The organism is Delftia sp. WSY_7 (assembly GCF_043104845.1).
Taxonomy (GTDB): domain Bacteria; phylum Pseudomonadota; class Gammaproteobacteria; order Burkholderiales; family Burkholderiaceae_C; genus Comamonas; species Comamonas tsuruhatensis.
In genome coordinates this window covers 25,547-35,805 of sequence record NZ_JBICLB010000018.1, presented here as the reverse complement: position 1 = coordinate 35,805, position 10,259 = coordinate 25,547, and the positions used below count along the sequence as shown (strand labels likewise).

The window sequence follows — 10,259 nt, the reverse complement described above, 5'->3', positions numbered from 1 at the left end:
AAGATCATTGCGTAATTCTTAGAAAACTAGGAATACACAATGTCCAAGCAAAAAATCCGCATCCGCCTGAAGGCGTTTGACTACAAGCTGATCGACCAGTCGGCTGCTGAAATCGTTGACACTGCCAAGCGCACCGGCGCCATCGTCAAGGGTCCCGTGCCCCTGCCGACACGCATGAAGCGCTTCGACATCCTGCGCTCGCCGCACGTCAACAAGACCAGCCGCGACCAGTTCGAAATCCGCACTCACCAGCGCCTGATGGACATCGTTGACCCGACTGACAAGACGGTTGACGCTCTGATGAAGCTGGACCTGCCCGCAGGTGTGGACGTCGAGATCAAGCTGCAATAAGTACTTCACAGGCCCCTTGCGGGGCCGTTGAAGGGCTTTGATTTAACGCGAACTTGCTTGAAAAGGCAGTTCGCGTTAAAATTTGGGGCTTCGCCTTTCTTGAGCGAAGTTTTATCAACCTTCTTTCGTGCGCAAGGCCTTGGTCATCTGGGGCGGGAGCGCAACGCTGGGCCAATTGCAGTTTCAGCGGCGGAAGTTTTGGAGCAAACAAATGAGTCTGAGCAACTCCCTCGGGTTGCTGGGTCGCAAGGTGGGCATGATGCGTCTGTTCACTGATGATGGGGACGCAGTGCCTGTCACAGTGGTGGATGTGTCGAACAACCGCGTGACTCAGGTCAAAACCCAAGAGAACGATGGCTACGTGGCCCTGCAGGTCACTTTCGGTTCGCGCAAGGCATCTCGCGTGACCAAGCCAGAAGCCGGCCACCTTGCCAAGGCAGGTGTCGAAGCCGGTGAAGTGATGGGTGAATTCCGCGTGACCGAAGAAACCGCTGGCAAGTACGCCGCAGGCTCCGTCCTGCCCGTCGCCGAGCTGTTCTCGGTGGGCCAGAAGGTGGACGTGCAAGGCACTTCCATCGGTAAGGGCTTCGCCGGCACCATCAAGCGTCACAACTTCCGCTCGCAGCGCGCCTCGCACGGCAACAGCCGTTCGCACAATGTTCCCGGCTCCATCTCGATGGCCCAGGATCCAGGTCGCGTGTTCCCGGGCAAGAAGATGACCGGCCACATGGGCGATGAAACCATCACCACCCAAAATCTCGACGTGGTTCGCATTGACGAAGCACGCCAACTGCTCTTGATCAAGGGCGCTGTTCCGGGCTCCAAGGGTGGCTTCGTGACGGTGCGCCCCGCCATCAAGGCCAAAGCTTCCAAGGGAGCGAACTAATGCAGCTCGAACTCCTGAATGAACAAGGCCAGGCCGCATCCAAGTTTGATGCGCCCGAGACTGTTTTCGGCCGTGAATTCAACGAAGACCTCGTCCACCAGATCGTGATCGCCTACCGTGCCAACGCACGCCAGGGCACTCGCGCTCAGAAGGACCGCGAGCAGGTTCGTCACACGACCGCCAAGCCGTTCAAGCAAAAGGGCACCGGCCGTGCTCGTGCCGGTATGTCCTCCTCGCCTCTGTGGCGTGGCGGCGGCCGCATCTTCCCGAATCTGCCTGAAGAAAACTTCACGCAGAAGATCAACAAGAAGATGTACCGCGCCGGCATGGTTGCCATCCTGTCGCAGCTGGCCCGCGAAGGCCGTCTGGCCGTGGTGGACTCGCTCAAGCTCGAAAGCCCCAAGACCAAGGTGCTGGCCGACAAGTTCAAGGCCATGAACCTGGAATCGGTCATGGTGATCGCTGAAGAAGTCGACGAGAACCTGTACCTGGCTTCCCGCAATCTGAAGAACGTGTTCGTGGTCGAGCCGCGCTACGCCGACCCCGTGTCGCTGGTGCACTACAAGAAAGTGCTCGTCACCAAGGGTGCGATCGACAAACTCAAGGAGATGTTCGAATGAGCACGCTCAAGTTTGACGAAGGTCGTCTGATGCAGGTGTTGGTTGCTCCCATCGTGTCCGAAAAGGCCACCATGGTTGCAGAGAAGTCCAACGCCGTGACGTTCAAGGTGCTGCAGAGCGCCACCAAGCATGAAATCAAGGCCGCCGTGGAACTGATGTTCAAGGTGGAAGTTGCTGGTGTCTCCGTGGTGAACATCAAGGGCAAGACCAAGCGCTTTGGCAAGACCACCGGCCGCCGCGACCACGTTCGCAAGGCCTACGTGATGCTCAAGCCCGGTCAAGAGCTGAACCTGTCCGGGGAGGCTGCGTAATCATGGCTGTTATCAAGCTCAAACCGACGACCCCCGGCCAACGCGGCACGGTCAAGGTCACGCGTGACCATCTGCACAAGGGTGCAGGTTTCGCCCCCCTGCTGGAGCCTCAGCACCAGAAGTCGGGCCGTAACAACAACGGTCACATCACCACCCGTCACAAGGGCGGTGGCCACAAGCACCACTATCGCGTGGTGGACTTCAAGCGCACCAAGGACGGCATCCCCGCCAAGGTCGAGCGCATTGAGTACGACCCCAACCGTACGGCCCACATCGCTCTGGTGTGCTATGCCGACGGCGAGCGTCGCTACATCATTGCTCCGCGCAACCTGGAAGTCGGCGCAACGATCGTCAGCGGTTCGGAAGCCCCGATCCGCGTGGGCAACACCCTGCCGATCCGCAACATCCCCGTGGGTTCGACCATCCACTGCATCGAACTGAAGATCGGCGCTGGCGCGCAGATCGCCCGTTCGGCAGGTACGTCGGCTACGCTGCTGGCCCGTGAAGGCATCTACGCCCAAGTGCGTATGCGTTCCGGCGAAGTGCGCAAGGTGCACATCGAATGCCGCGCGACCATCGGTGAAGTCGCCAACGAAGAGCACAGCCTGCGCCGTCTGGGCAAGGCCGGTGTGAAGCGCTGGATGGGTATTCGCCCGACCGTTCGCGGCGTGGTGATGAACCCTGTCGATCACCCGCACGGTGGTGGTGAAGGCAAGACCGGTGAAGGTCGTCACGCTGTTGACCCATGGGGCAACCTGACGAAGGGCTACCGTACCCGTAACAACAAGCGCACGCAGTCGATGATTGTGTCGCGTCGTAAGAAGTAAAGGGTAGCAAATGACTCGTTCTCTTAAAAAGGGTCCGTTTGTTGACCATCACTTGCTGGCAAAGGCCGAGAAGGCCGTCGCCACCAAGGACAAGAAGCCCGTCAAGACCTGGTCGCGTCGCTCCATGGTTCTGCCCGAGTTCATCGGTCTGACCATTGCCGTGCACAACGGCAAGCAGCACGTGCCCGTGTATGTGACTGACCAGATGGTCGGCCACAAGCTCGGCGAATTCGCGCTGACCCGTACCTTCAAGGGTCACCCGGCGGACAAAAAAGCCAAGAAGTAAGGAATAGAACATGTCTGAAACACGTGCTGTTCTCCGTGGCGTCCGCCTGTCTGTGGACAAGGGTCGCCTGGTCGCGGACCTGATCCGCGGCAAGAAAGTGGACCAAGCCCTGAACATCCTGACGTTCACGCAGAAAAAAGCTGCCGTGATCATCAAGAAGGTGCTCGAGTCCGCCATCGCCAACGCCGAGCACAACGACGGCGCCGACATCGATGAACTGAAGGTCAAGACCATCTTCGTCGAACAAGGCACCACGCTCAAGCGCTTCACCGCGCGTGCAAAGGGCCGCGGCAATCGCATCAGCAAGCCCACGTGCCACGTGTACGTGACGGTTGGCAACTGAAAGGCCTGGGAAGAATATGGGACAGAAAATCCATCCTACCGGCTTCCGCCTGGCTGTTAGCCGCAACTGGGCCAGCCGTTGGTACGCAAGCAACCGCGACTTCGCCGGCATGCTGGCCGAAGACATCAAGGTGCGCGAGTTCCTGAAGGCCAAGCTGAAGAACGCCGCCGTGTCGCGCATTCTGATCGAGCGTCCTGCAAAGAACGCCCGCATCACGATCTTCTCGGCACGTCCTGGTGTCGTGATCGGCAAGAAGGGCGAGGACATCGAGAACCTGAAGAAGGAACTCGCAACCCGTCTGGGCGTGCCCGTGGCTGTGAACATCGAAGAAGTGCGCAAGCCTGAAATCGATGCCAAGCTGATCGCCGACTCGATCTGCCAGCAGCTCGAAAAGCGCATCATGTTCCGCCGCGCCATGAAGCGTGCGATGCAAAACGCCATGCGTCTGGGTGCCCAAGGCATCAAGATCATGTCTTCGGGCCGTCTGAACGGTATCGAAATTGCACGCTGCGAGTGGTACCGCGAAGGCCGTGTGCCACTTCACACGCTGCGCGCCGACATCGACTATGGCTTCTCCGAAGCCAAGACGACCTACGGTGTGATCGGTGTGAAGGTCTGGGTCTACAAGGGTGACACGCTGGGTCGTAACGACCTGCCGGCAGCCGAGACCCCCCGCCCCGAAGAAGAGCGTCGTCCTCGCGGCCCCCGTCGCGATGGTCGCGGCGATGGTCGTCGTGACGGTGCTGGCCGTGGTGCCCGCCGCCCCGCAGGCGCTAACGCAGCACCTGCAGACGGCAGCGACAAGCCCGCCGGCGCTGGCGCTGATTCCGTTAAGCGCGTTCGCAAGACTGACGCGCCCGCTACAGCAGCGGACGGTAAAGGAGAATAAAGATGCTGCAACCTGCTCGCCGCAAATACCGCAAGGAGCAAAAGGGTCGCAACACCGGTATTGCAACGCGTGGTAACTCCGTTGCTTTCGGTGACTTCGGCCTGAAGTCCACTGACCGTGGTCGCCTGACGGCACGTCAGATCGAAGCGGCTCGCCGCGCGATCTCGCGTCACGTCAAGCGCGGCGGTCGTATCTGGATCCGCGTGTTCCCGGACAAGCCAATCTCTACCAAGCCCGCAGAAGTGCGTATGGGTAACGGTAAGGGCAACCCCGAGTACTACGTGGCCGAAATCCAGCCCGGCAAGGTGCTCTACGAAATCGTGGGCGTCCCTGAAGAGCTGGCTCGTGAAGCGTTCCGCCTGGCCGCTGCAAAGCTGCCGCTGCGTACGACCTTCGTGTCCCGTCAAATTGGTGCCTAAGGAGAACAACATGACGAAAGCTGCTGAACTCCGCCAAAAAGACGTTGCCGGCCTGGAAGCCGAAGTGAAGTCCCTGCAAAAGGCTCACTTTGGTCTGCGTATGCAAAAGGCCACGCAACAGCTGGGTAACACGAACACGCTGCGTACCACGCGCCGTGACATCGCCCGCGCCAAGACCATCCTTGCTGAAAAGCAAGCCGCCAAGTAATCAGGAAGCCGACATGACGGAAGCTAAAAAATCCCTCAAGCGCACCTTGATTGGCAAGGTGGTCAGCGACAAGCGTGCCAAGACCGTGACGGTCATGGTTGAACGCCGCGTCAAGCACCCGATCTATGACAAGATCATGATCAAGTCCAGCAAGTACCACGCTCACGACGAGCAAGGTGAGTACAAGCTGGGCGACGTGATCGAAATCACGGAAAGCCGCCCGCTGTCCAAGACCAAGAACTGGGTTGCTACCCGCTTGGTGCAAAAGGCTGCTCTGGTGTAAGCCTACCTAGGCCCACCGGCTGCAAAGCCACAGGAAACGACCCACAATGTGGGTCGTTTTTTCGTTTGGGGACCGCCATTTCGGCGGCCCCCGGTTTTGCACCACAAAGGAGATAGAGATGATCAAAGTCGGAGATGCCCTGCCCGCTGCCACCCTGATGGAATACGTGGAAGTCGAAGGCAATGGCTGCAGCATCGGCCCCAACCCCGTGAAGCTGCCCGAAGCCGCTGCAGGCAAGACCATCGCGGTCTTCGCCGTGCCCGGGGCATTCACTCCCACCTGCTCGGCCAAGCATGTGCCCGGCTTCGTGGAGCAGGCCGAAGCCTTCAAGGCTGCCGGCGTGGACGAGATCTGGTGCCTGTCGGTCAACGACGCCTTCGTGATGGGCGCATGGGCCCGCGACCAGAAGACCGATGGCAAGGTGCGCATGCTGGCCGACGGCGACGCCGCATTCGCCAAGGCCACCGGCCTGACGCTGGATCTGAACGGCAAGGGCCTGGGCCTGCGCAGCAACCGCTATTCCATGCTGGTCAAGGACGGCAAGGTCGTCACGCTGAACGTGGAAGGCCCTGGCAAGTTCGAGGTCAGCGACGCGGCCACTTTGCTGGGCCAGGCCAAGGCCTGATCGCGCTGCAGGCCTTCTGGCCTGCGCACCGTGCTATTGCGAAAAAAGGCATTGCACCCGGGTGCAATGCCTTTTTGTATTGGGGGCGCTGGTTCAGCCAGGCCGGCCTAGAAAATATCGGCCTTGAGGTAGTGCGCCCCCGCGATGGGGTTGTGATAGTAGGGCGGGATTTCCTCGAAGCCCAGGTCGACGTAGAGGGCGCGGGCCGATTCCATGTCGTCCAGCGTGTCCAGCAGCACATGGTCATAGCCGGCCTGGCGCGCCACATCAAGCATGGCTTCGGCCAGCTGCCGACCCAGTCCGAAACCGCGAAAGGCCTTGCGCACGAACAGGCGCCTCATCTCGGCGGCATTGGCGTAGTCGCAGTTGTCCAGGGGGCGCAGGGCGCAGCAGCCGGCCACTGCGCCATCGACCCTGGCCAGCAGGATGTGGCCGCGCGGCGCAGCGTAGTCGCCGGGCAGATCGGCGATCTCGGCCTCGAAATCTTGAAATTGCAGATCGACATCCAGGCTTGCAGCGTACTCCCGGAAGATCTGGCGGACTTCGTCCCAGTCTTCCGCGGGATTCGGCGCCAGCAAGGCGACAGCAGGCTTGTCCACGGGCACTCAGCTAAAACGACGGAAAGCGCAGTGTAGCGGCAAGCGGCCCACCTCTGGCTGCGCCGTCAGAAAGCGCCACCAAGCTGCTGTACCCACCATGCCGCAGCGCCTGCCCCGAAGGCCAGGGCCAAGGCCAGCCAACGGCTGCCTGCCGTGTCGCGTGAGGCGGGTACTGGCGCGGACAACTGTTTGTCCCCGGTCACCATGGCTCGCACCAGGCCGCGCCCGCGCCAGGCATAGAACACGATGGCCAGAAGATGCAGGGCCACCAGTGCGTACAGCAAATACTGTCCCCAATGCGCGTGATAGGCCGTGGCCTGCGCCACCGTGTCGCCCGATGCGAAGCGGCTCAGCGGCCCGGAGAACGCAATCTCGTCATCGCTGAGCAATCCGCTGCCTACCTGGGCGATCAGCACCGCCAGCATGGCCAGCACGGACAGAGCGCCCAACGGGCTGTGGCCTGCGCTGTCGCTCTCCGCTCCTTGTGCGCGCAGATGGCGCAGCAGGGCGGAAGGTGCATGGATGAAGCTGGCAAAGCGCGACCAGCGGCCACCCACCAGGCCCCACAACAGGCGAAACAGCAGCAAGGCCAGCATGACATGGCCCAGCAGCAGATGCCAGTTCATGGCATTGCCGCCCAGTTTGGCCGTCACGACCAGGGCAATCACGGTTGCGGCCAGCAGCCAGTGAAACAGCCGGGTGGGCAGGTCCCAGATGCGGACCTTGTGCTTGGCGGCGCCTTGTGCGGTCGGTTCTTGTGCCATGGCATGAGCGTGTGGGTGGGAATGAGTGCATTGTGCCGACCTGCATTCCGGAGCCGGCAGTCAATGCACCCTGGCTGCGGTCAATCAAAGCTGCGCCCGCAAGGCGTCACTGCCATACTGACCCGGCAGATTTCCCCACACTCGAAAAGGAAAACCACGATGAAGAAAGTTTCTGCATGGGCGCTGGCCGCCCTGGTGGCCGCTACCGCGCTGCCGGCTTCCGCCCAGTTTGCCAAGTCCGAGGACGCCATCAAGTACCGCCAGGGCGCGCTGGCCGTGCTGGGCCAGCACTTCGGTCGCCTGGGTGCGATGGCGAACGGAAAGATCCCCTTCGATGCCAAGGCGGCCCAGGAAAACGCCGAGGTGGTGGCCTTCATGGCCAAGCTGCCCTGGGCAGGTTTCGGCGCAGGCACGGAGGGTGGAAAGGCCAAGCCTGAAATCTGGAAGGAGCAGGCCAAGTTCCAGGATCTGTCGGAGAAGATGCAGGCCGAGACGGTCAAGCTCGCGGCTGCGGCCAAGTCCGGCAACCTGGACCAGCTCAAGGCGGCCTTCGGCCCGGCCGCTGCCAGCTGCAAGGCCTGCCACGACAGCTTCCGCAGCCGCTGATCGGCATGCAGATGCAAAAAAACCGGCGTGATGCCGGTTTTTTTCTGGGCTTGCCTGTGCCGTATCAGGCTTCGGCCAGCAGTTTCTCGATCAGCCGGTGCAACTCGGCGAAGTCAGGCGCTCCCACATAGCGCTTCACGATGTCGCCGCGCTTGTTGACGATGTAGGTGGTGGGCGTCAGCTGCACATCGCCCCAGGCGCGGGCCACGGCGCCGGTGTTGTCCAGCGCCACCTTGAACGGCAGCTTGCGCGAATCGGCGAAGTTCACCACATAGCTGGGCGGGTCGTAGCTCATGGCCACGGCCAGGGTCTCGAAGCCCTGGCCCTGGAATTTCTGGTGGGTGGCGACGATCTCCGGCATCTCGGCCACGCAGGTGGTGCAGCTGGTGGCCCAGAAATTGACCAGCGTCACCTTGCCCTTGAAATCGGCCGTGGTCTGCTTGCTGCCATCCAGCAGCACGAAGGTCGATTGCGGCGCCGCCGTCTGGCCTGCGCCCGAATACACCCATGCGCCCATTCCGGCGGCTGCGGCGATCACCACGCCTGCGATCCAATGTTTGCTTGCCATAGCGACGATTGTGCCCAAAGTTGTGCCCGTAGGCCTGCACGCATGCCGTGCACCGCGTTTCGATGCGCGGCAAGGGCAAAAGTTCGGGTCTCGGTCAAGCGGGCCGTGTCGATAATGCCGGCATGACATTGATGGAAAGCTTTTTGATCCCCATGGCAAGGCTCCGCGCTCCTGCCATGCGGCTTGCTGCCGCTGTGCTGGTGTTGACGCCCTTGGCCGCATGCAGTCCCCGGCTGGATTGGCGGCAGGTTGCGGTCGAGGGCACGCCACTGCGTGTGCTTTTGCCTTGCGATCCGCAATCGGCCACCCGGCCGGTGGAACTGGGCCAGGGCATGGGCACGGTGCAGATGTCCATGATGGGATGCGACGCCGATGCGTCCACCTACGCGGTTTCCCACTTCCTGGTCAGCGAGCCCTCCAGGGCCGCCGAGATGCTGTCGTACTGGCAGGCGGCCGTGCTCGGTCAGATGAATCCGGGTGCGCCGGGACAGGCGCCGGCCGGCGCCAAGCAATTGCGCTCCAAGGAAGATGGCTCCTTCGTGCCTGCAGGCGCCTTGAATCTGCCGCAGTCGCTGCGCACCACGTTTGAAGGCGTGGGTCCCCAGGGCTGGAAGCTCACGGCCCATGGCGTGTGGTTTGCACGAATGGAGCCGGCGGGCGCGCGCCTCTACCATGCCGTGATCTACAGCGACAAGCCGCGCACAGACGAGGCCAACAACTTCTTCGCCAGCCTGCAACTGCAGTAGCAACAGGTTTGGAGCCACGGATGCGGGAGGCAACTGTGGCATGGAGCGCAGCGCAGGCGCGCCGTTTGCCCTGCATGCGCCTTCGCACGCCATAATCGACTCCGAACCCTGTGACTTCATGACCACGCGCATCCTTTTGTTCACCCACGCACCTTTGGCCCAGGCACTGCGCGAATGCGCCCTGCATGTGTTCGCCGACAGTGCCGAGGACGTCCTTGCCCTGGATGTGCCCGCTCAGGAGCCGCCCGAGGCCACCCTGATGCGTGCCGAGCAGTTGCTTGAAGACCATGGCGGCCTGCTGGGGCTGCCCACGCTGGTGCTGACCGACCTCTTTGGTGCGACGCCCTGCAACGTGGCGCAGCGCCTTGTGGCGCAACTGCCTGCCGGGCGGCTGGTGGCCGGAGTGAACTTGCCCATGCTGCTGCGCTCCATAGGCTATCGCCACGAGGCGCTGGAAGCCGTGGCCGAGCGTGCCTTGGCGGGAGGCAGCCATGGGGTGATGCAGGTGGGCGTGAACACGCCTCAGAACCAGAGTCCGCGACCATCCAATGATCAAGACCCCTATCACCATCAGCAATAAACTGGGCCTGCATGCCCGCGCCTCCGCCAAGCTCACCAAGCTTGCAGGCAGCTTTCCCTGCGAAGTCTGGATGAGCAAGGGCGAGCGGCGCATCAATGCCAAGAGCATCATGGGCGTGATGATGCTGGCTGCCGGCATGGGCTCCGAGGTGCTGCTGGAGACCGACGGAGCACAGGAGCAGGAAGCCATGGATGCGCTGACCGCCCTGATCAACGACAAGTTTGGCGAAGGCCAGTAATGTGCCTTTGCTGCGCTGGCAGACGGTGAGCGCAACAGAGCAACACGCGCTGGAACTGGACGATGCCGCATTGCGACGGTCCGGGGCCTGCGCAGCAGCAGGCAAAGGAC

The 10,259-nt window shown here is 61.9% G+C and carries 19 protein-coding genes; 16 read left to right on the top strand and 3 right to left on the bottom strand.

The window, feature by feature from the left end:
• Positions 1–39 precede the first annotated feature (39 nt).
• The 12 genes from rpsJ to ACF8ME_RS08970 all read left to right on the top strand — a co-directional run bounded on the left by rpsJ (position 40) and on the right by ACF8ME_RS08970 (position 6,048).
• Positions 40–351: a 30S ribosomal protein S10 gene (gene rpsJ, locus ACF8ME_RS09025; RefSeq protein WP_003059431.1), complete on the top strand. Its 312-nt coding sequence runs from the start codon at positions 40–42 to the stop codon at positions 349–351.
• A gap of 211 nt (positions 352–562) precedes the next feature.
• Positions 563–1,237, top strand: a complete 675-nt coding sequence (rplC, locus tag ACF8ME_RS09020) for a 50S ribosomal protein L3 (RefSeq protein ID WP_012202329.1) — start codon at positions 563–565, stop codon at positions 1,235–1,237.
• Complete coding sequence (gene rplD, locus ACF8ME_RS09015; RefSeq protein ID WP_012202330.1) at positions 1,237–1,857, top strand: 50S ribosomal protein L4; 621 nt, start codon at positions 1,237–1,239, stop codon at positions 1,855–1,857. Before rplC ends, rplD begins: the two co-directional genes overlap by 1 nt.
• Entirely contained in the window at positions 1,854–2,168 is a 315-nt protein-coding gene (gene rplW / locus ACF8ME_RS09010) for a 50S ribosomal protein L23 (RefSeq protein ID WP_012202331.1), read from the top strand. Before rplD ends, rplW begins: the two co-directional genes overlap by 4 nt.
• Positions 2,169–2,170: 2 nt before the next feature.
• Positions 2,171–2,995: a 50S ribosomal protein L2 gene (rplB, locus tag ACF8ME_RS09005; RefSeq protein WP_012202332.1), complete on the top strand. Its 825-nt coding sequence runs from the start codon at positions 2,171–2,173 to the stop codon at positions 2,993–2,995.
• Positions 2,996–3,005: 10 nt separating this feature from the next.
• Positions 3,006–3,281 carry a 30S ribosomal protein S19 gene (rpsS, locus tag ACF8ME_RS09000; RefSeq protein ID WP_012202333.1) on the top strand — a complete coding sequence of 92 codons (276 nt, stop codon included), beginning with the start codon at positions 3,006–3,008 and terminating at the stop codon, positions 3,279–3,281.
• A gap of 10 nt (positions 3,282–3,291) precedes the next feature.
• A complete protein-coding gene (rplV, locus tag ACF8ME_RS08995; RefSeq protein WP_012202334.1) occupies positions 3,292–3,624 on the top strand; it encodes a 50S ribosomal protein L22 in 333 nt (110 codons plus the stop codon).
• A 16-nt stretch (positions 3,625–3,640) separates the two neighbouring features.
• Entirely contained in the window at positions 3,641–4,513 is an 873-nt protein-coding gene (gene rpsC, locus ACF8ME_RS08990; protein ID WP_012202335.1) for a 30S ribosomal protein S3, read from the top strand.
• 2 nt (positions 4,514–4,515) lie between these two features.
• On the top strand, positions 4,516–4,932 hold the full coding sequence (gene rplP / locus ACF8ME_RS08985) for a 50S ribosomal protein L16 (protein WP_012202336.1): 417 nt from the start codon (positions 4,516–4,518) through the stop codon (positions 4,930–4,932).
• Positions 4,933–4,942: 10 nt separating this feature from the next.
• Positions 4,943–5,140, top strand: a complete 198-nt coding sequence (gene rpmC / locus ACF8ME_RS08980) for a 50S ribosomal protein L29 (RefSeq protein ID WP_012202337.1) — start codon at positions 4,943–4,945, stop codon at positions 5,138–5,140.
• A gap of 13 nt (positions 5,141–5,153) precedes the next feature.
• Positions 5,154–5,423, top strand: coding sequence for a 30S ribosomal protein S17 (gene rpsQ / locus ACF8ME_RS08975; RefSeq protein ID WP_016448513.1), 270 nt, complete (start codon positions 5,154–5,156; stop codon positions 5,421–5,423).
• A gap of 118 nt (positions 5,424–5,541) precedes the next feature.
• The gene (locus tag ACF8ME_RS08970) at positions 5,542–6,048 is read left to right on the top strand and encodes a peroxiredoxin (protein ID WP_016448512.1); all 507 of its coding nucleotides are present in this window, start codon (positions 5,542–5,544) and stop codon (positions 6,046–6,048) included.
• 107 nt (positions 6,049–6,155) lie between these two features.
• Here ACF8ME_RS08970 and ACF8ME_RS08965 read toward each other — a convergent pair whose 3' ends face one another.
• Positions 6,156–6,647 (bottom strand): GNAT family N-acetyltransferase, encoded by a 492-nt coding sequence (locus tag ACF8ME_RS08965; protein WP_016448511.1) that lies wholly within the window; start codon positions 6,645–6,647, stop codon positions 6,156–6,158.
• A gap of 65 nt (positions 6,648–6,712) precedes the next feature.
• Complete coding sequence (locus ACF8ME_RS08960) at positions 6,713–7,411, bottom strand: cytochrome b/b6 domain-containing protein (protein ID WP_017403793.1); 699 nt, start codon at positions 7,409–7,411, stop codon at positions 6,713–6,715.
• Positions 7,412–7,570: 159 nt separating this feature from the next.
• On the opposite strand from ACF8ME_RS08960, the gene ACF8ME_RS08955 reads away from it, so the two are divergent.
• Positions 7,571–8,017 carry a cytochrome c gene (locus tag ACF8ME_RS08955; protein WP_016448509.1) on the top strand — a complete coding sequence of 149 codons (447 nt, stop codon included), beginning with the start codon at positions 7,571–7,573 and terminating at the stop codon, positions 8,015–8,017.
• 64 nt (positions 8,018–8,081) lie between these two features.
• Here ACF8ME_RS08955 and ACF8ME_RS08950 read toward each other — a convergent pair whose 3' ends face one another.
• Entirely contained in the window at positions 8,082–8,585 is a 504-nt protein-coding gene (locus ACF8ME_RS08950) for a TlpA disulfide reductase family protein (RefSeq protein WP_017403794.1), read from the bottom strand.
• A 275-nt stretch (positions 8,586–8,860) separates the two neighbouring features.
• On the opposite strand from ACF8ME_RS08950, the gene ACF8ME_RS08945 reads away from it, so the two are divergent.
• The 3 genes from ACF8ME_RS08945 (at position 8,861) to ACF8ME_RS08935 (ending at position 10,149) form a co-directional block, all read left to right on the top strand.
• Positions 8,861–9,331 (top strand): hypothetical protein, encoded by a 471-nt coding sequence (locus ACF8ME_RS08945; protein ID WP_227468475.1) that lies wholly within the window; start codon positions 8,861–8,863, stop codon positions 9,329–9,331.
• A 118-nt stretch (positions 9,332–9,449) separates the two neighbouring features.
• The gene (locus tag ACF8ME_RS08940) at positions 9,450–9,911 is read left to right on the top strand and encodes a PTS sugar transporter subunit IIA (protein ID WP_026061990.1); all 462 of its coding nucleotides are present in this window, start codon (positions 9,450–9,452) and stop codon (positions 9,909–9,911) included.
• Entirely contained in the window at positions 9,880–10,149 is a 270-nt protein-coding gene (locus tag ACF8ME_RS08935; protein WP_016448505.1) for an HPr family phosphocarrier protein, read from the top strand. The genes ACF8ME_RS08940 and ACF8ME_RS08935 overlap by 32 nt, the downstream gene beginning before the upstream one ends.
• Positions 10,150–10,259: the final 110 nt, after the last annotated feature.